At 57.6% G+C, this 24637-nt stretch carries 23 protein-coding genes; 8 read left to right on the top strand and 15 right to left on the bottom strand.

Features of this window, described 5'->3' with window-relative positions; translation table 11 throughout:
• Window positions 1-68: 68 nt before the first annotated feature.
• From KKW20_RS00880 to KKW20_RS00870, 3 genes are read right to left on the bottom strand one after another with little or no spacing between them, the layout of a single operon-like run.
• Window positions 69-1250, bottom strand: a complete 1182-nt coding sequence (locus KKW20_RS00880; RefSeq protein ID WP_214565288.1) for a hypothetical protein — start codon at window positions 1248-1250, stop codon at window positions 69-71.
• A gap of 37 nt (window positions 1251-1287) precedes the next feature.
• Complete coding sequence (locus tag KKW20_RS00875) at window positions 1288-1545, bottom strand: hypothetical protein (RefSeq protein ID WP_214565287.1); 258 nt, start codon at window positions 1543-1545, stop codon at window positions 1288-1290.
• Window positions 1535-2611, bottom strand: a complete 1077-nt coding sequence (locus KKW20_RS00870; RefSeq protein ID WP_214565286.1) for a hypothetical protein — start codon at window positions 2609-2611, stop codon at window positions 1535-1537. The genes KKW20_RS00875 and KKW20_RS00870 overlap by 11 nt, the downstream gene beginning before the upstream one ends.
• A gap of 209 nt (window positions 2612-2820) precedes the next feature.
• Between KKW20_RS00870 and KKW20_RS00865 the strand changes: the two genes are divergently transcribed.
• Window positions 2821-4101 (top strand): acetylornithine deacetylase/succinyl-diaminopimelate desuccinylase family protein, encoded by a 1281-nt coding sequence (locus tag KKW20_RS00865; protein WP_214565285.1) that lies wholly within the window; start codon window positions 2821-2823, stop codon window positions 4099-4101.
• 193 nt (window positions 4102-4294) lie between these two features.
• Here KKW20_RS00865 and panC read toward each other — a convergent pair whose 3' ends face one another.
• A complete protein-coding gene (gene panC, locus KKW20_RS00860) occupies window positions 4295-5131 on the bottom strand; it encodes a pantoate--beta-alanine ligase (protein ID WP_214565284.1) in 837 nt (278 codons plus the stop codon).
• A 44-nt stretch (window positions 5132-5175) separates the two neighbouring features.
• Window positions 5176-6003 carry a 3-methyl-2-oxobutanoate hydroxymethyltransferase gene (gene panB, locus KKW20_RS00855; protein WP_214565282.1) on the bottom strand — a complete coding sequence of 276 codons (828 nt, stop codon included), beginning with the start codon at window positions 6001-6003 and terminating at the stop codon, window positions 5176-5178.
• A 159-nt stretch (window positions 6004-6162) separates the two neighbouring features.
• Between panB and KKW20_RS00850 the strand changes: the two genes are divergently transcribed.
• On the top strand, window positions 6163-7098 hold the full coding sequence (locus KKW20_RS00850; protein WP_214565281.1) for a DMT family transporter: 936 nt from the start codon (window positions 6163-6165) through the stop codon (window positions 7096-7098).
• Window positions 7099-7235: 137 nt separating this feature from the next.
• Window positions 7236-8705 (top strand): ABC transporter substrate-binding protein, encoded by a 1470-nt coding sequence (locus KKW20_RS00845; RefSeq protein ID WP_214565280.1) that lies wholly within the window; start codon window positions 7236-7238, stop codon window positions 8703-8705.
• Between the two features lie 204 nt (window positions 8706-8909).
• Here KKW20_RS00845 and KKW20_RS00840 read toward each other — a convergent pair whose 3' ends face one another.
• Window positions 8910-9815: a DMT family transporter gene (locus KKW20_RS00840; protein ID WP_214565279.1), complete on the bottom strand. Its 906-nt coding sequence runs from the start codon at window positions 9813-9815 to the stop codon at window positions 8910-8912.
• A gap of 90 nt (window positions 9816-9905) precedes the next feature.
• Window positions 9906-10646 (bottom strand): YebC/PmpR family DNA-binding transcriptional regulator, encoded by a 741-nt coding sequence (locus tag KKW20_RS00835; RefSeq protein WP_214566009.1) that lies wholly within the window; start codon window positions 10644-10646, stop codon window positions 9906-9908.
• 576 nt (window positions 10647-11222) lie between these two features.
• Here KKW20_RS00835 and KKW20_RS00830 point away from each other — a divergent pair.
• Both KKW20_RS00830 and KKW20_RS00825 read left to right on the top strand, forming a co-directional pair.
• Complete coding sequence (locus KKW20_RS00830) at window positions 11223-11510, top strand: hypothetical protein (RefSeq protein WP_214565278.1); 288 nt, start codon at window positions 11223-11225, stop codon at window positions 11508-11510.
• Window positions 11503-12039 carry a hypothetical protein gene (locus KKW20_RS00825; protein ID WP_214565277.1) on the top strand — a complete coding sequence of 179 codons (537 nt, stop codon included), beginning with the start codon at window positions 11503-11505 and terminating at the stop codon, window positions 12037-12039. The genes KKW20_RS00830 and KKW20_RS00825 overlap by 8 nt, the downstream gene beginning before the upstream one ends.
• On the opposite strand, the gene KKW20_RS00820 is transcribed toward KKW20_RS00825, so the two are convergent.
• Window positions 12036-12488, bottom strand: coding sequence for an Lrp/AsnC family transcriptional regulator (locus tag KKW20_RS00820; protein WP_214565276.1), 453 nt, complete (start codon window positions 12486-12488; stop codon window positions 12036-12038). The genes KKW20_RS00825 and KKW20_RS00820 overlap by 4 nt on opposite strands.
• Window positions 12489-12596: 108 nt before the next feature.
• Between KKW20_RS00820 and KKW20_RS00815 the strand changes: the two genes are divergently transcribed.
• Both KKW20_RS00815 and KKW20_RS00810 read left to right on the top strand, forming a co-directional pair.
• Window positions 12597-13202 (top strand): LysE family translocator, encoded by a 606-nt coding sequence (locus KKW20_RS00815; RefSeq protein ID WP_425514244.1) that lies wholly within the window; start codon window positions 12597-12599, stop codon window positions 13200-13202.
• 84 nt (window positions 13203-13286) lie between these two features.
• Window positions 13287-15068 carry an SLC13 family permease gene (locus KKW20_RS00810; RefSeq protein ID WP_214565274.1) on the top strand — a complete coding sequence of 594 codons (1782 nt, stop codon included), beginning with the start codon at window positions 13287-13289 and terminating at the stop codon, window positions 15066-15068.
• A gap of 183 nt (window positions 15069-15251) precedes the next feature.
• On the opposite strand, the gene KKW20_RS00805 is transcribed toward KKW20_RS00810, so the two are convergent.
• The 5 genes from KKW20_RS00805 to mgtE all read right to left on the bottom strand — a co-directional run bounded on the left by KKW20_RS00805 (window position 15252) and on the right by mgtE (window position 20901).
• Complete coding sequence (locus tag KKW20_RS00805; protein ID WP_214566005.1) at window positions 15252-17033, bottom strand: SLC13 family permease; 1782 nt, start codon at window positions 17031-17033, stop codon at window positions 15252-15254.
• An 83-nt stretch (window positions 17034-17116) separates the two neighbouring features.
• Entirely contained in the window at window positions 17117-18019 is a 903-nt protein-coding gene (locus KKW20_RS00800) for a DMT family transporter (RefSeq protein ID WP_214565272.1), read from the bottom strand.
• Window positions 18016-18840, bottom strand: a complete 825-nt coding sequence (locus tag KKW20_RS00795; protein WP_214565271.1) for a TIGR00282 family metallophosphoesterase — start codon at window positions 18838-18840, stop codon at window positions 18016-18018. The genes KKW20_RS00800 and KKW20_RS00795 overlap by 4 nt, the downstream gene beginning before the upstream one ends.
• A 118-nt stretch (window positions 18841-18958) precedes the next feature.
• The gene (locus tag KKW20_RS00790) at window positions 18959-19519 is read right to left on the bottom strand and encodes a 5-formyltetrahydrofolate cyclo-ligase (RefSeq protein ID WP_214565270.1); all 561 of its coding nucleotides are present in this window, start codon (window positions 19517-19519) and stop codon (window positions 18959-18961) included.
• Window positions 19516-20901 carry a magnesium transporter gene (mgtE, locus tag KKW20_RS00785; RefSeq protein ID WP_214565269.1) on the bottom strand — a complete coding sequence of 462 codons (1386 nt, stop codon included), beginning with the start codon at window positions 20899-20901 and terminating at the stop codon, window positions 19516-19518. The genes KKW20_RS00790 and mgtE overlap by 4 nt, the downstream gene beginning before the upstream one ends.
• Before the next feature lie 131 nt (window positions 20902-21032).
• On the opposite strand from mgtE, the gene guaD reads away from it, so the two are divergent.
• Window positions 21033-22316 carry a guanine deaminase gene (guaD, locus tag KKW20_RS00780; protein ID WP_214565267.1) on the top strand — a complete coding sequence of 428 codons (1284 nt, stop codon included), beginning with the start codon at window positions 21033-21035 and terminating at the stop codon, window positions 22314-22316.
• Between the two features lie 10 nt (window positions 22317-22326).
• Here guaD and KKW20_RS00775 read toward each other — a convergent pair whose 3' ends face one another.
• Together KKW20_RS00775 and hisN are read right to left on the bottom strand one after the other, a co-directional pair.
• Window positions 22327-23682: an 8-oxoguanine deaminase gene (locus KKW20_RS00775; protein WP_214565265.1), complete on the bottom strand. Its 1356-nt coding sequence runs from the start codon at window positions 23680-23682 to the stop codon at window positions 22327-22329.
• A 108-nt stretch (window positions 23683-23790) separates the two neighbouring features.
• Window positions 23791-24594, bottom strand: a complete 804-nt coding sequence (gene hisN, locus KKW20_RS00770; protein ID WP_214565263.1) for a histidinol-phosphatase — start codon at window positions 24592-24594, stop codon at window positions 23791-23793.
• Window positions 24595-24637 lie beyond the last annotated feature (43 nt).

The following is a 24637-nucleotide window of genomic DNA, read 5'->3' as shown; positions in this document are numbered from 1 at the left end:
CTGCGCCTCTTTTTCTTGCTCAAAATACCTCGGGGGAGGCGATTAGCCGGGGGCAGAGCCCCTCTTCCTCACCGATAACTCAACACCTGCCCACCCGGGCGCACCACAAATTTACGCACATCGCGAAAGCCCGGCGGGTTCTTCTCCGCCAACACCTGAAAGGGACGTTCCGGCAGGATGATGGATCGTTCCATCCGCGTGGCCCCCAGATCAGCCCCACGCCCGGCAAAAGGATCCAGCTGAAACACCTCGCGTTCCACCGATCCAAACCATCCGGTGCGCTCTTCTTTCACCTCGCGGCTTTCCAGCTCTTCCAGCGTCCACGCCAGCGCCCAATCTTCGCCGGGGGGCGATTTCGCCTCGTCCAGAACCTCGCGCAAGGGGCCAGTTTGGCGCGTGAACGTATGGCTGTACATTGGGCCAATATGAAACCGCCGCAGCCGTTTAGGGTGCAGCTTGTCAAAGTCACGATCAAACCCGGTGGCAATGGTCACAAGCTTCAGCCCCGCCATCGATTGCGCCATCAGATGCGCGCCCACTTGCGGCCAGCGTTCATCATCTTTCGGCAGCGGGTATTTCCCGGTGTCCTCGACCTCCATCAGGTAAATCGTCGGCAGGTTCACCTCGCTGTCATAGACCGCCCAATGCAGCAAATAATGACGCCGCGCATGGCGCCCCTCACCTTCATTGCGGCGCCAAACCACATCTGGGTGCATTTGCGGCCAAAAGAGCTGACCTTTCACCAATTCCTCATAATACAACCGCTGTGACAGGCTGTATTGCAGCTTCACCGGCTTGGTCAGATCGCCGACAATCTGGCTGACCATTTCTGATTTCAACTTGTCCACCGACGGCATCTGCGCCAGCCGCCCCTCGGCTTGGGCCGCATCCGACGCCATCTGCAAAAGCTCAGCCGCGACCGGAAACCCGCTCTCAACCCGATCAAAACTCAGCGTTTGTGCCGTCAGCCCGTATGAGCCGCCAGAAAAATGGTATTTGTTCGCCAGCGCGCGAAAGGTGAACCCCAGTTTAACGAGGTATCCGGCCAGCACCGTGACCTCATCCCGACCCATGCGCCCCTCGGCCTCCATCTGCCCCGCGACCCGTGTGAGGTGCCCGGTGATGGCGTCGAACTTTGAAAAATACCGGCGCGTGATGTCCGTATCCGTCAGCTCCGCATGGTCGCTGCTAAGGGTTTTCTGCGCAAACCCCGCGCTGGCCTGTTCGGTGGATTTGATATCGTCAGACATGGTTCCCCTTCAACCAAATGTCGGTGTGAAAACAGCGTCAATCACCATCACCGCCCCCACAATCCCCGGCCCCACCATCTGATGATCCCGCCTCTGGATTGTAGCGTGACCCGCGACCGCTCGGGTTCAACTGGCCGTAAAGCAATGCACAGCCAACCGCCCCCAAAGCGCCGATGTGCATCAACATTTCGATCTCAAACCCAAGACCGCAAAGCATTGACGTCACAGAGAAAATTCCAAGAAGACCAAGGGCACGGTGGCCATCAATAAGCGGCGCTTTGCGTTTACGAGCCATACGCATTCTTATCATGTTTCTCGACAATCGCCGCAAACCGGCGGGCAAAACGCTCATCCGCTTTGGCCTTGGCTTCGAGCACATCACGCGCAAACACCATCTGGTCTTCGTGCGCTTCCATCATGTCGGCCATGCGCTGGTTCGTCGCCGTGCCAATCGCCGCCATCGCCGCCTGTGCTTCTTTGTCGGTTTCAACACCAATTTCATTGATCCGGTGCGCAACATCTTGTTGTTGCGCGGTTTTCAACGATTTGGTCAGCGCATCATACAGCACCACACGTTGCTTGGTATCGGTCTGCAACTTGTTGATCAGCACCATCTGGGTCGCCGCTTGGTTTTGCAGTGAATCCACCCAGGTTTTGCCCTTTTCAATATAGCGTTCCAGCGTTTGCGATTTCGCCAGCTTCACCTGCTCATCTTGAACCAAGCCATTGTATTGCTTGTTCAAATCCGCCAGTTCCGTCTCCAGCGCCGTCCGTGCCGCGGCATCGGTTTCATTGGCGATTTTGCCCTCAAGCGTGATGATCTTTGGGTCCAAAGCCAATATCTCAGCCCGGATCGCCTCCAGATCTTTCACGGTAAATTCGCGGTCGTCCAAGGTCTCTGCCAGATTGGCAGACACTTTGTCTTTCTGCTCATTCAACACATTCAACTGGCCTTCTAAAAGGCGCACAATTGTGTCCGACTGGCCGATCAATTCCTGCAATTTGTCGTCGATTGACGCAGAGCGCAGACGCTCCTGCCGCATCATTTCCGACTTGCCGCTGGCAAAAATCCCGATGAAAGCTTCCCAGCCCGTCTTTGATCTAAGCTGTTCAAATTCCGAACTAAATCCGGCGGTCACATCATCCAAACCCATAATCAGCTCGGCGATATTTGCGTTCATCGCCTCGGTGTGCGCATGCACATCCTCAAGGGATGCGTTCTCAATGTCGATCGACACATCCTCGCCGGATTTCATCTTGGATCGCGCGGTTTCGATGCGCGTGGTCAGCTCTGAAATCTTGGATTGCGCCTCAGCAACCTGAGTTTGACTTTCACGCAACTGTGTCTCGAATTTCGACATAAAACCTCCTCTGTTTCGCTCCGCATATTCACCCTGCAACGCGAAAGTTAATCCTAATAACATTAAGTTGGCGCGAGTGTAGCGCGATTTCAAGAGGGGGCCTAGGCAAAAGGGGGCAGATGTTTCGGAATTTCGGCAACGGCCGATGGGCCGCGCGCCCGATCACACCGCCCATTGTCTGTTTCGAAATTCCCGCCTAACGTCCCCTCATGACTGATCAAACACCCCACCCGCTGTTGACTGAAATTGCCGCACGTCGCGATGACCTTGTTGCATTGACACAGGAACTGATCCGCATCCCGACCCTGAACCCACCGGGTCGGGACTATCGTCGGGTCTGTTCATTTGTCGCAGAACGCTTGGGAAAACAAGGATTTAAGGTGGATTTGATCCGGGCTGAAGGCACCCCCGGCGACTGCGCCGAATTCCCCCGCTGGAATGTGGTCGCCCGTCACGAAGGCGGTGCGCCGGGCGACTGCGTGCATTTCAATTCGCATCATGATGTGGTTGAGGTCGGCCACGGCTGGACCAAAGATCCCTTTGGCGGCGAACTGGAAGACGGCAAAATTTACGGCCGTGGGGCGTGCGATATGAAAGGCGGATTGGCGGCATCAATTATTGCCGCCGAAGCGTTCATCCACCTCTACCCAAACCACAAAGGGGCCGTTGAAATCTCGGCCACAGCGGACGAGGAAAGTGGCGGCTATGGCGGCGTTGCTTACTTGGCCGAAAAGGGATATTTCGACCCCGACCGCGTGCAGCATGTGATCATCCCAGAACCCCTGAACAAAGACCGGATTTGCCTTGGGCATCGCGGTGTCTGGTGGGCGGAAATTGAAACAAAAGGGCGCATCGCCCATGGTTCCATGCCGTTTCTGGGCGACAGCGCGATCCGACATATGGGCGCGGTTCTGGAAGAGATGGAGACCTATCTTTATCCGCTACTGGCCTCAAAACAAACGGAAATGCCGGTTGTGCCGGATGGGGCCAAACAATCCACACTCAACGTCAATTCCATCCACGGCGGCGAAGCAGAACAGCCCAAAGGCTTTACCGGCCTGCCCGCCCCCTGCGTCGCCGATCGCTGTCGCATCGTGATCGACCGGCGGTTTTTGATCGAAGAAGATCTGGCGGAAGTGAAGGGCGAAGTCCACCGAATGCTGGCGAAGATCAAAGCGGAACGGCCGAGTTTTGAGTACGAGATTACCGACATGCATGAGGTGATCCCAAGCATGACCGACCAACACGCGCCCGTGGTCAAAACCACCGCCGCCGCCATCGAAAAAGTGCTCGGTCAGCAACCCTCATATGTGGTCAGCCCGGGCACCTATGATCAGAAACATATCGACCGGATCGGCAAGCTTAAAAACTGTATCGCTTACGGGCCGGGCATCTTGGATTTGGCACATCAGCCGGATGAATGGGTGGGGGTCCAAGACATGATCGACAGTGCGGGCGTGATGGCCTTGGTCCTGGAAGAACTGCTTTGAAAACTGTAAACAGTTTAAAGATTTGAAACCCGAAACTTTAAACTGTTTACAGGGTCAAAATCGCAAAGTTTAAACTGTTTAATGTTTTGCGCAGGGTGAAATCCGGGGCAAAAACAGCCCCCCCTTTTTTCTTGTTGCCAATATCCCGGGGTGAGACCGCAGGTCGAGGGGCAGCGCCCCTTCCTTCACGTCCTCACACCGCGATATTATCAATCAACCGCACATCCCCCAACATCGCCGCCGCAAGCAACCGCGTGGGGCGGGACAGATCGGTGACAGGGGCGAGCGTTTCCGCATCGCGCAATTCAAGATATTCCACCGTATCATAACCCGCATTTTCGATCTGCTGCTTTGCGGTGTCCAGCACCACGCGCCTGTCAGCCCCACGTCGAATGGCCTCCGCCGCGCGGTCCATTTCCGCCTTAAGCACCGGTGCAATGGCGCGCTGAGTGGCCGACAGGCGCACGTTGCGCGAGGACATGGCAAGACCGTCGGCTTCGCGCACCGTGGGGCAGCCAACCACCTCGGTCTCAATGTCCAGATCCCGCGACAGACGGCTGACCAGCAAAAGCTGTTGATAGTCTTTCTGCCCGAAATAGGCGACGTCGGCGCGCGATTGCAAAAACAGTTTTGACACCACCGTTGCCACCCCATCGAAATGACCGGGGCGATGCGCGCCCTCAAGGTCTTCGGTCAGGCCAGACACGCGTACATTGGTGGCAAAGCCATCGGGGTAAATCTGATCTGGCGTCGGCACGTAAAGCGCGTCAATTCCGTAAGGTGCCAGCTTGGCGGCATCCTCATCCTCGGTGCGCGGATAGCCGGTCAGATCGTCGGGATTGTTGAACTGTTTTGGGTTCACAAAAATCGTCACAATCACCCGATCGGCGGACGCTTTCGCCGCCTCAACCAAAGACAAATGCCCCGCATGAAGCGCGCCCATGGTGGGCACCACAGCGACTTTTTCACCCTTGAAAATCCAACGGCGGCGCAGGGTGCGCAGGTCATCTTTGGTGCGAACGATTTTCATGTCATGGCTCATTTCACGGGTCATTTCTGGGCTTTCATTGAGGCTCACTTTTTGGGTACCTCATCAGCAAAAACATGTTCCGGGCCGGGGAAACTGCGGGCCCGAACCTCATTTGCATATGCCTTGATCGCACCTTCGCCGTCCACACCTAATGTCCCAAATCGTTTGACAAATTTCGGTTTGAACGCGGTGAACAGCCCCAGCATATCGTCGACGACCAAGACCTGACCGTCACATCCGGCGGAGGCCCCGATGCCGATGGTTGGGATCGACAGCGCCTTGGTAATCTCGTCCGACAGACCCTCGGGTGTTTTCTCAAGCACAACTGAAAACGCCCCGGCCTCTTCCACCGCTTTGGCGTCTGCCATCACGCGGGCCCGATCCTCGCCGCGGCCTTGCACTTTGTATCCGCCCAGCGTGTTGATCGCCTGTGGGGTCAGCCCGATATGCGCCATGACGGGAATGGACCGCGCGGTGAGAAAGCGGATGGTGTCGGCCATTGTGACGCCACCCTCAAGTTTCACCGCATCCGCGCCGGTTTCCCGCATCAAACGGGCGGCATTGCGAAACGCCTCAGCGGGGCTTTCTTCATAGCTGCCAAATGGCATGTCGATGACCATCATTGGCCGCGTCAGCCCCCGGCGCACGGCCGCCCCGTGCAGGCACATCATGTCCATCGTCACGCCCAGCGTATCGGGCAACCCGTGCAGCACCATGCCGACGCTGTCGCCGACCAGCACCACATCAACGTGGTCATTCATCATCTGCGCCATAGGCGTGGTATAAGCGGTCAGCGTCACAATCGGATCGCCGGTTTTCATGTCGCGTATATTTGATGGCGTCAGCGCCACCTGCTTGGCTGTTGCAGACATTGGTACCCCTCCCGTCGGGCTTATGGTCTTATGCGGACCCATGATCCTGTTCGCGGGCGCAATATAGATGCTGCGTTGCAGAAAATCAAAGGTCACGTTGCGGCCTGTTGGATTGGGGTGGTGTTTGACAGGCAAGGGTCAAACTGCGATAGCGCTATCATGCGTAGCGCGACACACCCCCCTCCCCAGCCGACAGAAAGCACCGCACAAACCGCGCGGCGCCTGCAGAGGAACGGTATTTTACTGCGCCTGTCAGCGGTCTTTTTAATGACCGGCATGTCGGCGGCCATTCATGCGGTGGCCGGTAAGGTGCCGGTGGGGCAGATCATGTTTTGGCGCGCGCTTTTCGCGATTTTGCCGATTGTGATCTATATGGTGATCCGCCACGAATTTCCCCACGCACTGACCACTCGCCGCCCGATGTTGCACCTGACTCGGGGGATTTTCGGCGCGATTTCAATGGCGTTGTCGTTTTTGTCACTCGCTTACCTTCCGGTCGCAAATGCCCAGGCGCTGGCCTATCTCGCGCCGGTTCTGGCGCTTCCCTTGGCGGTGATCTTACTGGGCGAGACCCTGACTCGCGCTGTTTTAATCGCCATCGGCATCTCATGTGCGGGCATGCTCGCCATGTTGTGGGAGGCATTTTCCCTGCCCGGCGAAGGCGCGTTGATCGGCATGGCGGCGGGGTTGGGATTTGCCCTGACGATGGCGTTTATGCGGGTGCATGTGCGGCGCATGACCTTCACCGAGCGCCCCTCCACCATCGCGTTTTCCTTTGCGGCGATTTCAGCCCTTGGCGGGGCAATGACCCTACCGTTTGGCTGGGTCACGCTGAACTGGAGCATGGTTGCGTGGCTTGCGCTGGCCGGAATTGTCGGCGGCATTGGGCATATTTTGGCGACCGAAGCGATGGCCCGCACGCCGGTCGCCGTGCTGGCCCCGTTTGAATTCACCGGCCTTATCTGGGCGCTTGGGTTTGATGCGCTGTTCTTTGGGCATTTGCCCGGCATGATGGGGTGGATCGGCATTTGCGCCATCACGACCGCCGCCCTTTTGGTCAGCTTTGCACCCCCCGCCACACGGCCCGCCGCTTGATTGTGACGTAACGCACAAAGCGTTCCCCGCGCCTGCCCCCCAGCTGCCTCTTGCTTTGCGCGCGCCCCTCGCGTTTCATACCGTCAGACCCTGGGCCGGACGCTGGGCCAGACCCAACAGGGCAAGAGGAGGATTATATGACACATCTCAAACTCACCGCCTGCGCCTTTGCGCTGATGGCGGGAACCGCGCTTGCGGGCAATGATGCGATCACGCTGGGCATGCAGCTTGAGCCGCCAAACCTTGGCCCAACCGGGGGGGCCGCTGCCGCGATTGATGAGGTGGTTTATGCCAATATTTACGAGGGTTTAACCCGTTTTGGCCCCGATGGCACCGTGATGCCGGGGCTGGCCAGCGCGTGGACTGTTTCTGATGACGGGCTGACCTATACCTTCACTTTGCGGGGGGGCGTTAAGTTCCACGATGGCACAGATATGAACGCCGATGACGTGGTGTTTTCACTGGACCGCGCGCGGGCTGAAGACAGCACCAATGCGCAAAAGGCGCTGTTTAAGGGCATCGAAAGCGTTCGGGCGGTGGATCCACTGACCGTCGAGATCACGCTCGATGCGCCCAATGGCAATTTCGCCTTTAACATGGCGTGGGGCGATGCGGTGATTGTTGCACCCGAAAGCATCCAAGACGCCGCGACCCATCCCGTCGGCACCGGGCCGTTTACGTTTAAAGAATGGGCCAAGGGCGATCATGTGACCATGACGCGCAACGACGCCTATTGGGGCGAGGCACCGGCGCTTGCCAGCGCGACATTCAAGTTCATCTCAGACCCCAACGCCGCTTTTGCCGCCGTGATGGCGGGTGACGTTGACGCCTTTCCGAATTTCCCTGCGCCCGAAACCCTTGGGCAGTTTGAGGCCGATCCACGCTTTCGCGTGATCGTCGGGTCGACCGAAGGCGAGACGATCCTGTCGATGAACAATAAGGCCCCGATGCTGAGCGATGTGCGCATCCGCAAAGCCATTTCCCATGCGATCAACCGTCAGGACATTATTGATGGCGCAATGTTTGGCTACGGCACACCAATCGGCACCCATTACGCGCCGCATCAACCGGCCTATGTGGATCTGACCGGGACCTCCGCTTATGACCCCGAGATGTCCAAAGCGCTGTTGGCCGAGGCGGCCCCAGACGGGTTGAAACTGCGCCTGATGCTGCCCCCGCCTGCCTATGCGCGCCGCGGTGGCGAGATCATAGCCGCCCAGCTTCGCGCCGTTGGGATCGAGACCGAAATCAGCAATCTGGAATGGGCGCAGTGGATTGAACAGGTGTTCAAAGGCAAGGATTTTGACCTGACCATCGTCAGCCACACCGAACCGGCCGACATCGGCATCTATGCGCGTCCCGCATATTATTTTCAGTATGACAATGCGGAATTTCAGGATCTGAATGCGACGCTGGAAACCACATCTGATCCTGCGGCGCGCACAGAACTTTTGGGCACCATGCAAAAGATGATCGCGCAGGATTACGTGAATGGCTATCTGTTTCAACTCGCCAAAACTGGCGTCGCCAATGCAAAAATCCAAGGGCTGTGGGAAAATGCACCGACCCAAGCCAATGACCTGACAGGGGTCAGCTGGGCCGAGTAAGCCAGGCAGAGAAAATGGAAAAGTCGGGACAATCATCGCCCGGCTTTTCCATCCTGAACAACCACTTAGGGGCGCTGCCCCTCGCGAGGCAAGCTCGCTCACCCCGCGGTATTTTCAGCAAGAAAAAGAACGTGCCGCTTTTTCTTGTGATAAATATCCCCGCCGGAGGCAACACACCGGGGCCACGCGATCAACGGCCAGAGTTTATAGGGCTTTAGCCGCCACAAGCGCGGCACGCCGTTTCAACATTGCCTCGCGCCAGGTGATGTAACTGACCGCTGACATGATCAGCGCGGCGCCCAGGATCACCCAGATATCCACGGCCTCGCCAAACAATGTCCAGCCCATGATCACCGCCCAGACGATCTGTAAAAACGCGACTGGCTGGGTGACGGACACCGGTGCCTCAGCAAAGGCGCGCGACATGGCGTAATGCCCGCTGGTGGCAAAGCCCGCGACGACAAAAAGCCACGCGTATTGCAGCGGCGAGGGCCAGACCCAGACTGCGTAGGCAAAGGGGATCAGCCCAATGGTCACGGTGATCGACATCATCGCCACCACCACGGCAGCGGACAGATCCGCGGACAGGCGTTTGGCAATCAGGTAAGATCCGCCCAGACCGATGGCGGTGAAGACCATCGCCAAATGGCCGGTGCCAAGCTCGCGCAGGCCCGGGCGCAGGATCACCAGCACGCCAAGAAACGCGACGGCAACGGCGGCCATGCGACGGTAAGAGAATGTCTCGCCCAGAAACACCGCGGCCCCAAGCATGACGTAAATCGGGTTGAGGTAGTTCATCGCCGTGACCTCTGCCACGGTGATCTGTGTCATCGCGTAGAACCAGCACAGCACCGCAATGGTGTGCACCACACCGCGCCCGACAAACAGCATCCAAGTGGTGCGGTCAAAGCGCGCGCGCATCAATTGCCCCAGCGCGGGGGCCACGAAAATCAAGCCAAACAGAAACCGCAAAAACGCCGCCTCAGCCGAGGGAAGCCCCTGCCCCACATGTTTTACAATCGCATTCATCGCGACAAACAAAAGGCCTGCGGAGAGCATCCAAGCCACGCCAAAAAGCGGGCGATGTGTGGGGGGGGCGGAAAATGTCATTGGGCGACATGATCCTAAATTGGATCCAAAAACAAGAGGCCCCAGCGTTTGCCGGGGCCCATTTCTATCTGCGGTCCACCATACGGCGGCTTAAAGCTGTGCCAGCACCTCGTCCGAGGCTTCGAAATTGGTGGTCACGCGCTGTACGTCATCGTCGTCTTCCAGCGCATCCACCAGTTTCATCAGCTTTTCCATGCCGTCCAGATCCAGCTCGGTCGACATGTTGGGTTGCCAGATCAATTTGGTGGATTCTGTTTCGCCCAAAGCTGCCTCAAGCGCGGTGGACACGTCGTTCAGATCGGTGTCGGCGCAGGTGATGCGGTGGCCGTCTTCGGTGGTTTCGCAATCCTCGGCACCGGCCTCAATCGCGGCTTCCATCACGGTGTCGGCGTCGCCCACGGAGGCGGGGTAAATCACCTCGCCCTTGCGGTCGAACATAAAGCCCACGGACCCGGTTTCGCCCAGATTGCCGCCGTTCTTTGAGAACGTCGAGCGCACGGTGCTTGCGGTGCGGTTTTTATTGTCGGTCATGGTTTCAACGATGACGGCGACACCATTCGGGCCGTATCCTTCGTAACGGATTTCGTCATAGTTTTCGGCATCGCCACCGATGGCCTTTTTGATCGCGCGATCAATCACGTCTTTGGGCAAAGATTGGCTTTTGCCCTCTTTCACGGCCATGCGCAGACGCGGGTTTTTATCCGGGTCCGGGTCGCCCATTTTCGCGGCCACGGTGATCTCTTTTGCCAATTTTGAAAAGAGCTTAGAGCGCAATTTATCCTGACGACCTTTGCGGTGCTGAATATTTGCCCATTTTGAGTGGCCCGCCATGGCGACCTCCATCTGCTTTACGTTCTATCTATCGGTTGCTGTGTTCAATACCGCAAGGCAGGGGCGAGGTTCAAGGTCCCATCAATTGGAGGGAACCTCCGCAACAAAATTTAAATTATATCTTGATTAGAGTAGCAACTTTGGGTAGATGCCCGTCATCTTATCATTAGCAAGCTTCACAAACGCTTACGCGTTACGAAGGATAAGACCGGCAGTGAGAAATTACAGTTTCCCACCGTCCGTACCGAAACCGGACATATGAGCAAACGCTCACCGGTTTCGGGTAGCTGCAGACAGTCATTAGACAACTCCTTTAATCAGCTTGCAGAGACAGGCTCTACTCCCCGAAAACGCACCATACGTCTTCGCCATCGAAGTCTCAGGAGCGTTAGAAGTGATGACGGGCATCTGAGTTGCAAAAAACACGAAGAGTTGTTCTAGTCAAGATTGAATCAATGGCAACGCACGCTAAATAAAGTATTGTTAACTCAAGTGAGAGAGGTTAGAGGAAATCCCGATTTAATTCTTTCATTAAATCAATACTTCATGCAATGTGATCTTCAAAGGGAGAGCACTATGGAAATTCCGAACAACATTCGGATACTTCTGGAAGAGACAATAAGACAAAAACTTTCCGAAGAAATCGTCCAAGATATCAAAATTGAATCAATTGAAGTTGATGAACTTGCATCTGAGTTGCGCATTATTATTAACGTGAGCACCGCTGTAGATCCGGCCAAAATGGCGCGTGGCTATTTTGGTCTGACTAACTTAGTACGCAAATCATTGGCAAAAGAAGACAGCGGTTTGGGGAGTTTGTTCCCAATTATCTCGCCAACATTTGGCCACGAGGTTCATGCCTGACAAATCACTCGCCCGATCTTTATTAAAGACGTGTTGGAAATTAGCACCTAAGCACGCAAAACGTGCCAATCAAGCGAACTTGAGGCGTGCTATCAGCACTGCTTATTTTGCGTCGTTCCATGCCTTAGCTAGAGTAACCGCTGATTGTCTGGTTGGAGCAAAAGGCCGCCCCAAAAATGCTTGGATCGAAGCGTATCGCGGCTTGGCTCATGGCCCATGCAAGAAAGCTTGCGAAGACGCCGCTAAGGTTTCTTTTCCTGACTGCCTCGCCGGATTCGCCGATATTTTCATCCAGCTCCAAGATGCAAGAAAGCGGGCCGACTACGATCCAACATACCGTCCAACATTGGAAGAAGCTCATTTCTTTATTGAGCTAGCTGATGTTGCGATCCACGCACTAAAGAGCGCAGAACGGTATGATAAAGTTGCTTTTTCCACATGGGTTTTGATAACTAGCCCCGGCGCTCAACAAGCTAGAAAAATAGTACGCGAAGGCGGAGCCAGAACGATACTTCAAGCTCCAGGTTAAGCCCGCTCATCCTTGGGCGAGCCCATCACCACATGGGTCACGATCTGATGTACCTGTGGCAGCGTGCCCAATTTGTCGGTGTGAAAAAGCTTATAGGACAGCAGATCCTCGGTCTCGATGCGCAGCAGATATTCCACCGTGCCGGTGATATTGTGGCACTCGCGCACCTCGTCAAACCGGCCAACCGCGCGTTCGAACCCTTCTTGCGCCGCTTTGGTATGATCGTTCAGCCCAACGGTCACGTAGGCCGCAAACCCCTGCCCCATCGCGGTGGGATCCAGCACCGCACGATAACCTTTGATCACGCCCGCGCGTTCCAATTCCTGCACCCGCCGCAGACAGGCCGAGGGCGACAGGCCCACACGATCCGCAAGCTCTGTGTTGGGCAGGCGACCGTCACGGGACAATTCTCGCAATATATTGCGGTTTATTTGGTCAATCTTCGTCATCAGTTGCAAAATTAGGCCCACACCGCGCAAGTTTGCAACCGCGCAGCGTGGATTTTGCACAAGAATAACCGAGCTAATGCTGATTTCACACAACTCTTGGACACGCCCATGCCGACCCTGATGCCACACGACCTGTTCACCGCTTTTGTGGCCTTTGCCTTTGTCTCCTCGATCACGCCGGGGCCGAACAACCTGATGCTCATGGCCTCTGGTGCGAATTTTGGCTTTCGCCGTTCGGTGCCGCATATGTTGGGCATTGGGCTGGGGTTTACGTTTATGATTGTGCTGGTCGGCGCCGGGTTGATGCAGATTTTCGACGCATTTCCCGTGAGTTACACGGCACTTAAGGTCGTGTCGGTGATGTATCTGACGTGGCTTGCGTGGAAAATTGCCCGCGCGGGCGAGCCGGGAACCGGGTCTTCTGGCGCCACCCCAATGAGCTTTCTGCAAGCTGCGGCCTTTCAGTGGGTGAACCCAAAAGCCTGGGCGATGGCGCTGACGGCGATCTCGGTTTATGCGCCGGGCAGGTCGATGCAGGCGGTGTTGGTTGTCGCGCTGATCTTTGGGCTGGTGAACCTGCCGTCGGTCTCCACTTGGACCATTTTAGGTCAGAAAATCCGCGTGATCCTGACCAACCCCACCCGGCTTCGCGTCTTTAATGTAACGATGGCGCTCTTGCTGATCGCGTCGCTTTTTCCTGTGATCACCGGCTAAAGGGGCGCGCGGTCACGCAAATTCCCCGCAGGTTTTCGCAAACTGGCGGTTTCCACACCCCGTCCGGCGCGCTATCCCTGTGACATGACCACAGATCAAATCATTCTCTTTTCGCTTTTCGGTGCCGTCTTTGCCATGCTGCTTTGGGGCAAATACCGCTATGACCTTGTTGCGTTTTCCGCGCTGATGCTGGGCGTCGTGTTGGGGGTTGTGCCCACCAAGGACGCGTTTTCCGGCTTTGGCCACCCGGCCACTTTGGTGGTGGCGCTGGTGCTGGTGGTGTCAGCCGGTTTGGTGCGATCTGGCGCGGTTTTTCTGATCACCCGCACATTGGTTGATGCGTCGCGATCCTTGGGCGCACATATCGCCCTGATGGGGGCCATTGGCGGCATTCTATCGGCGTTTATGAACAACGTCGCGGCGCTGGCCCTTTTGATGCCAGTGGACATGCAAACCGCACGCAAAGCGGGGCGCGCACCGGGGCTGTCGCTGATGCCGCTGTCCTTTGCGACCATCCTTGGCGGCATGGTCACGCTGATCGGCACACCGCCCAATATCATCATCGCCTCGATCCGTGGTGACGCCTTGGGCGAGCCGTTTCATATGTTCGACTTTGCCCCCGTGGGCGGGGTCACGGCGCTGGCGGGCCTGATCTTTGTGGCGCTCATCGGCTGGCGCCTGATCCCGCAACCCGAGGCTGGAAAAGACGGCGCGAGCGTGATGGAAGACGCCGGGCTTTATGTCGCCGAACTGACCGTACCAGAGGATAGCAAACACATCGGCAAACGCCTGAAAGACCTCGTGGAAACGGCCGAGAAAAACGACGTGGCGATCCTAGGCTTAATCCGCAATGGGGCACGCCGTTACGGCACCCAGCGCAACACCAAACTGGTCGCAGGCGACACATTGGTGCTTGAGGCCCGACCCGAAGCTTTGGACGAGTTTCGCGCCGCCCTGTCACTGGCTTTTGCCGAAGAGAAACGTCAGGACAACCTGACCGCAGAGGGCGCAGGCCTGTCAAAAATCGAAGTCGTGGTGCCGGATAATTCCCGCATCTCCGGCAAGACCGCTCAGGCGATTGGGCTGAATTGGCGGCGGAATACGGTGCTGATGGGCATCTCGCGCGCGGGGAAACGCGTCACCCAGCAAGTGCGCAAAACCGAGGTCCGCCCCGGTGACATTCTTCTGCTTCTGGTCCCTGCAGGCAAAGAAGCGGACGTGGCCGAATGGCTCGGTTGTCTGCCGCTGGCCGAACGTGGGTTGACCGTCACGCAAGATGAAAAGGTCTGGTTGGCGATCTCAATGTTCGCGGGTGCCGTGGCCGCCGCCAGCTTTGGCCTGATCTATTTGCCCGTGGCTTTGGGCCTTGTGGTGATCGGCTATGTGCTGACCAAAATCATCCCCCTGTCCGAGATGTACACCCATATCGAATGGCCGGTTGTGGTGCTCTTGGGGTCAATGATCCCGCTGGGGGCCGCCCTTGAAACCTCGGGCGGCACCGAATTGATCGCGGGGACCTTGGTGACCTTGACCGAAGGCATGCCCGCTTGGGCGGTTCTGACCGTGTTGATGATCGTGACCATGACCTTGTCAGATGTCTTGAACAACACCGCCACCACCATTGTCGCCGCCCCCGTGGGCATCCAGATGGCGCAGGCTTTGGGTAAGAACCCTGACCCTTTTCTGATGGCGGTTGCCGTGGCGGCGAGCTGTGCGTTCCTCACCCCGATTGGCCACAAGAACAACACGTTGATCCTGGGGCCGGGCGGATACAAATTTGGCGATTACTGGCGCATGGGACTGCCGCTCGAACTGCTGGTTGTCGCCGTGTCCATCCCCGCCATTCTGGTCTTTTGGCCGCTTTGAAACATCTCCAGTTTTCTTGCCTCCGGCGGGGATATTTAAAGCGTTTCGCCCAAAACCGGTGATTCTGGTTTTTCTCGAAACGCTTTAGGGAAAGAGGAAAAGCGCGCCTGCCTTCCTCTTTCTAAAAATATCCCAGGGTGAGCGCACCGCGCGAGGGGCAGCGCCCCTTCTTAATAATGACCTTTATAACGGCCAGATGAACGGAATGATGGCGGATGCCAAAATCCCGATAGAGATATTGAGCGGAATGCCGACCCGCAGGAAGTCTGAGAATTTATAGCCCCCCGGGCCGTACACCAGCGTGTTGGTCTGATAGCCGATCGGGGTCGCAAAACTGGCCGATGCGGCCACCATCACCGCAACCACCAGCGGGCGCGGATCAAGGCCCAACGCTTGCGCCAAGCCAATCGCAATGGGTGTCACAACCACCGCCACCGCGTTGTTGGACACCAGTTCGGTCAGCACGGAGGTCAGCAGGTAAATTGCCCAGATGATCAGAAACGGCGGCAGTTTTCCCATCACTGGGGCGAGAGCATTTGCAATCATCGCCACCGCGCCCGAATGCTCCAATGCCGCCCCTATCCCCAGCATGGAAAAGATCAAGACGAGAAGTCGCCCATCCACCGCGCCGAAAGCCTCGTCCGCATCAATACAACGCGTGACCAAAACCAGCGCCACAGCCAGCACCGCGAGCAGGAAAATCGGCGCAACGCCAAGGCCCGCGAGAACCACAAGGCCGAACAGGCCCGCGACAGCTACGGGGGCGTGACCCCGGCGGAATTCGCGTTCAGAGGGGTGCGAGACATCGATCAGCTCCATCTCTTGCGCAAGGCGGCTGAGGTCTTCGGGCGCGCCTTCAAGCAGCAGGGTATCACCAACTTTCACCACCAGGTCGTCCAACTGGCGGCCAATGTTTTGGTTCTTGCGGTGAACGGCCAAGGGATAGACCCCAAACCGGCGACGCAGACGCATTTTGCCCAGCGCTTTGCCGACCATTTTACAGCCCGGCGTGATCAACACTTCGACCGTGGTGGTTTCCACCGCCGACACCTGATCCACGCGTTTCAGGCTTTTGTTGCGTTGCAAAGACAACAGTTCGGTCATCGCGGTGCGCAACACCACCCGGTCACCGACCTGCAATGTCACTCCGGTCAAATCACGGCGCAGCGACAGATCGCCCCGCACCACATCCACCAGACGCACACCTTCGCGTTTAAAGAGTTGCACGCCCGTAACTTCGCGACCGATGAGGTTGCTGTCGGGCGGGATCACCGCCTCTGTAAAGAACTTTTTGCGCGATTTATCCCCCCCCAGAAGGGACGCCATTGACGTACGATCGGGCAGGATATTGGGCGCAATGAAGTAAAGATACACCATGCCCCAAGCGACCAGAATGATCCCCAGAGGGGTCACCTCAAAGATCGAAAACGGCTCAAGCCCATTGGCGCGGGCCACCCCATCGACCAGCAGGTTGGTTGAGGTACCGATCAGGGTGAGCGTGCCGCCAAGAATTGCACCATAAGACAATGGTATCAATAACTTAGATGCCGACTTCCCGATCTTTTTGGCCAATTGCACAAAGACCGGAATCATCACAACAACCACCGGGGTATTGGACACAAAGGCAGAAGACACCACCACAAACCCCATCAAAGACGCCAGCGCCAGCATCGGGTTTGTCTCAGCTTGTCGTTCGGCAATTTGGGTGAACCATTGAAGCGCGCCTGTGCGCACCAAGGCGCCCATCACAATGAACATTCCCGCGATGGTCCAGGGCGCCGGGTTGGACAGCACCGCCAGCGCTTTGTCATACGGCAAGATCCCAGTGACCAACATCACCGCCACCCCCGCAATCGCCACCACTTCGGTCGGAAACGTTTCGCGGACAAACAGCGAAAACATGCCAACAACAACCAAAAGGGACACCGCCGCCTGCGCGGTCTGGCTCAACTCAAAAACGCCCATCATATAATCTTACCACCTGTCTTTTCAGTAGTTTTGCCAATTGCGAGCGCGCGGGGCAAGCGTGCAAATGGGGCGCAAGGGCCTTATGCGGCCTCGGATGCGGTGTTTTCTGCGGAATCGTGTGGCTGTACCAAGAACAGCCCGATGAACATGACGCCAAGCGCAACCCAGACCCAGCCGCCATAGCTTTCCCCCAGCAAGATCATCGCCCAAAGCACGCCAAACCCGGTCACCAGATAGCTGACTTGGGCGGCAAATGTGGCGCCTGCGCGCCCGACCAGCCAGACATATGCGGAATAGACACAGGCATGCAGGGTGGAGTTTGCGATGATCAAAACCTTGGGCAAATCCCACGCGGTGAACGGATCAATCCAGGCGTCTGTGGCAAGCGTCATGCCTATAGCCAAGCATGCACCGATCAGCGACGCACCCGCGAGGGTTTGGATCGGGTCCAACCCCGCCGTGCCCCATTTCGCGACGACATTGCCCTCGACCCCATAAAGAAACGGCGCAATCAGCGCGACGGCGATCCACACCCAAGCCCCAGCCGGCAAGTGCGCCTGTGGTCCAGCAAGGATCACCACGCCAATCAGCCCCGCCAAAAGGCCCAAGACCCGCTTGCCCTCGAACCTCTCGTTGCCAAGAAGCAGCGCGATGGGAAAGGCGAACATCGACACCGATGCGATAATGATCGACATAATCCCCGCAGGCAGATGCAAAAGCGCGGTGTAACTGGCGACATTCGGCAGCAGCGTCCCGGTGAGCGCAATAAAGAGGTAAAGCGCAATGTGTCGCGGCGCAAAGCGCAGCGGTTTGCCGCGCGCATAGGTCAGTGTTCCAGGGACAATTGCGCCGATCACCATCTGCCAGAGGATAATCCCAAACGGGCGGTACCCTGCGTCGACAATAGGTTTGGCGATCACGCCGCTCAGCCCCCAACCGGCGCCCATCAGCACCAAAAGGCCGAGCAGGCGGATCTGGGTCATAGGCCGTCTAAGGGGGTGGATTGCATCAAGCGACCACCTTCACGCACCATCTGAACCTTGGTGGCAAGCCCCGTGCGATCGTCGGTTTCCACATAAAGGCCCGACAGGGTGGCATCGCCATTTGCAGGCTCAAACCGGCCCTTGACCATGCCCGTGATAAAGCGGCGCATCGGCTCTTCTTTGTGCATGCCAATGACCGAGTTATAATCCCCGCACATACCCGCATCCGATTGAAACGCCGTACCTTTTTGCAAGATCTGCGCATCCCCCGTGGGCACATGCGTGTGGGTGCCGACCACGACCGAGGCCCGCCCGTCGCACCAATGACCCATCGCCATCTTCTCAGATGTCGCCTCGCAATGCACATCAATCAGCGCCGCCTGAACCGCACCGCCAAGGGGGTATTTGCGCAATACCGTATCGACGGCCGAGAACGGATCATCAAAGGCGCGCTTCATAAAGACCTGCCCCAGAACCTGTGCCACCAAAATCTTGCGCCCGCGCCCGTCGGTGAACACCTGTGCCCCCGTGCCCGGCGCGCCTTTGGCAAAATTCAGCGGACGAATAATGCGCTTGTCCTGCTCGCAAAAGGTCAGCATGTCTTTTTGATCAAACGCGTGATCGCCCAAGGTGACCACATCCGCGCCCGCGTCAAACAACCCCTTTGCATGCGAGCCTGAAAGCCCGTGCCCCGAGGTGGCATTCTCGCCGTTCACAACCACAAAATCCAACTTCCACGCCTCGCGCAATTTCGCAAGCCGCTCCGTCACCGCGCGCCGTCCGGCCCGCCCCATTACATCGCCAAGAAAGAGTATTTTCATGCCCATAGCCCTAGGACGATTGCCATAAAAGAGCAAGGGGCGCCGAGGACGCCGAACGCAGATCTTTTTCTTGCTTAAAATACCTTCGCCGAAGGCACAAAATCAAGGACACGCTCCGTTAGAACCGGATCACGCCCTCATCCGTCACGATCATGTCAAGCGGCTGGTCTGTGGGTTCCAATGGCAACCCCTCAGCCTCTTGCGCACCATACGCATAGCCAATCGCCAGCGTCGGGCGTTTGGCGCGCAGCCGTTCCAGCGTGCGGTCGTAAAACCCACCGCCATAGCCCAATCGCCCGCCGTTTCGGTCAAAGCTGACCAAAGGCACCACCAGCACTTCTGGCTCGAAAAACTCTAATTCCGCAGGGACTTGCGCACCGAACGGTCCATCAACCAACTGGCTATCAGGGCGCCACTTGGCAAATTTCAGCGGCTGACCGGCGGCCTCAATATATGGCACACCAATCGTCGACCACGCCGCCATCGCCGCCATAGCAGGCAGCGGATTAATCTCGGTTCGGATCGGCATATAGCCCGCCATTGGCACCGATTTATGCTCGGTCAAAACACCCAGCAAATGCGCCACACCAAGGGCGGACCGCACCTCGGAATGCGCCTCTTTGCGCCGGGCAAAAGCCGCCTTGCGCGCCTGTGCTTTTTGAAATGTCAGATCCGTCATAAGAGCATCACCGCCGCCAATCCAAGGAATGCAAAAAACCCGACCACATCCGTGACCGTGGTCACAAATGCGCCGGATGCCAGCGCGGGGTCAACGTCCAACCGCTCCAGCGTTACGGGGATTATAATCCCGGCCAAACCCGCGACCACAAGGTTCACGACCATCGCCACACCAATGACGACACCCAGGATCGGCGTGCCAAACCAGAGGATGCCAATCACCCCCATAACCCCGGCAAATATCACCCCATTGATCAATCCCACGGCCGCCTCGCGGCGGATCACCCGCCAGACGTTGGCCGAGGTCAAATCCTTTGTCGCCAGCGCGCGCACCGCCACGGTCAGGCTTTGCGTGCCCGCATTGCCCCCCATCGACGCCACGATGGGCATCAGCACCGCAAGGGCGACAAATTGGGTGATCACCGCATCAAATTGCGCAATCACCAAAGACGCAAGGATCGAGGTCACAAGGTTGACCGCAAGCCACGGAAAACGGCGTTTGGTGGTATCCACCACCCGGTCCGACAGGTTGCTTTCGCCGACACCGGCCAGACGCAGAATGTCTTCTTCGTGTTCCTCATCCAGAATGACCATCGCATCATCAATGGTGATCACCCCCACCAACCGATCGCTCGCATCCACAACAGGGGCGGAAATCAGGTGATATTGGTTGAACGCATAGGCCACCTCGGCCTCGTCCTGAAGCACGGGAATGGTGCGAAAGCTTTCTTCGACAATCGCGGTCATCGCCAGTTCGCGCGGGCTGCCCATCAGCCGGCCAAGGGTGACATAGCCAATCGGGCGCATGCGCGGGTCGACCAGAATTACATGGTAAAACTGTTCGGGCAGGTCGTCTTGATTGCGCAGAAAATCAATGGTTTGCCCGACATTCCAATGCTCGGGCGCCACCACAAGTTCGCGCTGCATCAACCGGCCCGCGGATTCTTCGGGATAGGTCAGCGATTGTTCAACCACGACCCGATCGTCATCATCGAGCGCGTCCAAAACGGCTTCGGTCTGCGGCTGATCAAGGTCTTCGATCAGGTCAACAACGTCATCCGTTTCCAGCTCGCGCACCGCTTCGGCCAGAACCTCTGGCGCCATCGCATCCACGACATCTTCGCGCAGCCCTTCGGCCAGTTCGGACAGGATGTCGCCATCGAATTCACGCCCATACAGCTGCACCAACATGGTCCGCTCGTCGTCGTGCAACTGTTCCATAAGGTCGGCGATATCGGCCGGGTGCATTGGATCGAGAAGCTCAGCCAAGGCAACGGGATCTTCGGCCTCAAGCGCGGCTTTGATCGGGCGAAATGTATCGCGATCCAGCTCGTAATCGCCGTCTTCGGGCAGCGCGTCGTCGTGTTCTTGGTCATCCAGCATGGCGCGGCCCTCCTGTTGGTTCAACGCGACCATAGGACAAGCCTGCCGCCAAGTGAACCGGACAAAGTGATTGCAGCGTTAATTTTCCGCGCGTAGTCTACCCCTTGGAAATTGTTAACAATGAGAGCGTCATGCACATCCTGTTGGGTCAGACCCTGTCCTTTACATCGGATCCGTTTAAATCCGCCCCGGCCGAGGCCGCCACCCATCACAGCACGGGGGCCGTGGCCATTGACGGCGGCACGATCATCGCCGTTGGCGCGGCCCAAGACATTCGCGCCGCTTATCCCGACGCAGAGGTGACGGATTATGGCAAGGCGTTGATTTCACCGGGCTTTGTCGACGCCCATGTACATTACCCGCAAACCGCGATGATCGCATCCTGGGGCAAACGGCTGATTGATTGGTTGAATTCCTATACGTTTCCCGAAGAAAGCCGCTTTGTTGATCCGGCTTATGCCGATCAGATCGCAAACAGCTATTTTGACCTTGTGACGGCGGCGGGCACCACCACTACGGTCAGCTATTGTACCATTCACCCCGCAAGCGTGGACGCCTATTTTGGGGCGGCCCAAGCGCGGGGGCTGCGTGTTTTGGGCGGCAAAACCTGCATGGATCGCAACGCACCCGACACATTGATCGACACCGCAACTTCCGCCTATGACGACAGCAAACGCCTGTTGGAAAAATGGCACGGCGTGGACCGGATCTCTTATGTGATCACACCGCGTTTCGCCCCGACATCCACCCCTGAACAGCTAGAGGCCCTTGGCGCCCTGTGGCGTGAACACCCCGAGGTGTTGATGCAAACCCACATCTCTGAACAGCATGAAGAGATCGCTTGGGTGCAGGATCTGTTCCCCGAAAGCCGCGATTATCTGGATGTTTATGAACGCTTTGGCTTGGCCGGAAAAGGCGCGCTGTTTGGCCATGCAATCCATCTGACCGAACGGGAACGCGATAAGATTAAAGACATGGACGCAAGCCTGATCCACTGCCCCACCTCAAATATGTTCATCGGCTCTGGCCTGTTTGACATGGCCGGGTTGATGGAGGTGGGCCACCGCATTGGTCTGGCCACAGACACCGGCGGCGGGTCGAGCTTTTCGATGCTGCGCACCATGGCCGCCGCTTACGAAGTTGGTCAACTGTCCGGCACCGCATTACATCCCGCACAGCTTTGGTGGCTCGCCACCGCAGGATCGGCAAATGCGCTGCATCTGGGCGACACCATCGGAACCTTGGCGCCGGGCTATGACGCGGATATTGCGGTGATTGACCTGTCCTCGACCCCCGCGATTGCCCAGCGATCCGCGCGCGCAGAAGATCTGTGGCAGGCGCTGTTTCCCACCATCATGATGGGCGACGACCGGGCGATTACATCGGTGTGGGCGGGCGGCAAAAAGCTGTTTTAAAGCCCCGACTTTAGCCCATCAATCCCAGCGCCAGCCGGTTTTGATGGGCCACAAGCGCGCCCATATCCACCGTTGTCACCTGTCCGTCACGCACAATCTGACGCCCTTCGACAAACAGATCCCGCACCCGGCGCGGCCCGGCCAAAACTAGTGCTGCAGGATCCCAGGACCCAGCACTTTCAATGGTCGAAATGTCCCAGATTGCAATATCCGCGCGCTTGCCAACCGCGAGCTGGCCCAGATCAGACCGACCCAGCACCTCAGCCCCGCCGCGCGTGGCAATCTTTAACGCCTCACGGGCCGACATTTTGTCCGCGCCATGCGCAACACGCTGCAACAACATCGCCTGGCGCGCCTCATCCATCAGATTGCCCTGATCGTTAGAGGCCGATCCGTCCACGCCAAGCCCAACCTTCACCCCGGCGTCCCGCATTTGACGCACAGGTGCGATGCCCGACCCAAGGCGACAGTTTGAACAAGGGCAATGGGCCACACCCGTTGAAGTATTTGAAAACAGGTTGATTTCACGGCTGTCCAGTTTTACGCAATGGGCGTGCCAGACGTCATCACCAACCCATCCCAGTTCTTCGGCGTATTCACCGGGGCGACAGCCAAACTGCGCCTGAGAATAGGCAATGTCCTCATCATTTTCCGCCAGATGTGTGTGCATCATCACGCCCTTATCACGCGCCAAAAGGGCGGCATCCCGCATTAGATCGCGGGTCACGGAAAAGGGCGAACAGGGGGCGACGCCAACCCGGCACATCGACCCTTCGCTGGGGTCATGGAAGGCATCAATCACACGGATGCAATCTTCTAAAATGGCAGGTTCGTTTTGTACCAGTAGATCTGGCGGCAACCCACCGCCGCTTTCGCCAATTGACATCGCCCCGCGTGTGGGATGAAAACGCAGCCCGACCTCTTTCGCGCCGTCAATTGTGTCCTCAAGACGCGCGCCGTTGGGATAGAGATACAGGTGGTCTGAGCTGAGCGTGCAGCCCGACAGCGCAAGTTCGGCCAATCCAACCATCGCCGAGACGCGCATTTCTTCGGGGCCAAACCGCGACCAAATCGGATAGAGCGTTTTCAGCCAGCCAAACAACAGCGCATCCTGCCCACCGGGCACCGCGCGGGTGAGGGTTTGGTAAAGGTGGTGGTGGGTGTTCACGAGGCCGGGGGTCACCACCGCCTGATCCGCAAGCACCAGTTCGGAGCGGCCCGTTTCCAAGCCAGTTCCAATTTCGGCAATCACGCCATTTTCCAGCCGAATATCAACGCCTTGCAGCTCTTCTTCGGCATCATTCATGGTCAGCGCCACCTGCGCATTGCGAATGAGAAATGAGGGGTCGAGATGGGTTTTTAACATGCGGTGCCTCCTGCAGCCCATTTCGGAGACAACGAAAAGGCGCGACAGAAAGGGCAAAGGACTCGCGCCGTGAGAGATTGCCACATCTTCAGCGCAGATCGCAAGGGGTTACGCTTTGGACAGGACCTCGAGGGCGGCTTGGTGGATCTGGGCGTTGGCGGCGGCAACCACCCGTCCGCCGTTGTGCGCCGGGCCGCCCTGCCAATCGGTCACGACCCCGCCTGCGGCCTGAACCACGGCCATTGGACCTTGGATATCGTACGCTTGCAGGCCCGCTTCGACCACCAAATCGACCTGTCCCGAGGCCACCAAAGCATAGCCGTAACAATCCATTCCGTACCGCGTCAGGCGGGTTTTTGCGGCGAGGTCATGAAAGGCGCGGCCTTCGGCTTCGCTGCCCACTTCTGGAAAGGTGGTCATGATTGTCGCCTCTGACAAAGGTCGCGGCGCATGGGTTTTCAAGGGGCGGCGCCCCATTGGGCCATCCACCCAAGCCGCGCCAAAGCCGCCAAAAAAGCGTTCTTTAATATAGGGTTGGTCGATGATGCCAAGCGTGGGTCCGTCGGGGCCACCAACGGCAATCAACACGCCCCATGTTGGTGCGCCTGAAATAAACGCCCGCGTGCCGTCGATGGGATCAAGCACCCAAGTCAGCCCAGAGGTGCCTTCGGACTGGCCGAATTCTTCGCCAAATATCCCGTCATCCGGGCGCCATTTGGCCAGAAGGGACCGCATGGCTTTTTCTGCCGCGCGGTCCCCTTCTGTCACCGGATCAAATCCGGCTTTTAGTTTATTGTCCGCATCAAGATCGTCGGTGCGGAAATAGGGTAAAATGGCCTGTCGCGCCGCATCGGCCAAGGCTTCTGCGACACGCTTAAGCTCATCTTCGGTCGTTTTATCAAGCGTGCTCATATCCGGCTCTTTCCGCGAAATGCTAAGGTGCCTTCGCGATAAG

It is taken from the genome of Aliiroseovarius lamellibrachiae (assembly GCF_018599245.1).
Classification (GTDB): domain Bacteria; phylum Pseudomonadota; class Alphaproteobacteria; order Rhodobacterales; family Rhodobacteraceae; genus Aliiroseovarius; species Aliiroseovarius lamellibrachiae.
Note: the sequence above shows the minus strand (reverse complement) of the source record. Positions and strands in the feature narration are given on the sequence as shown.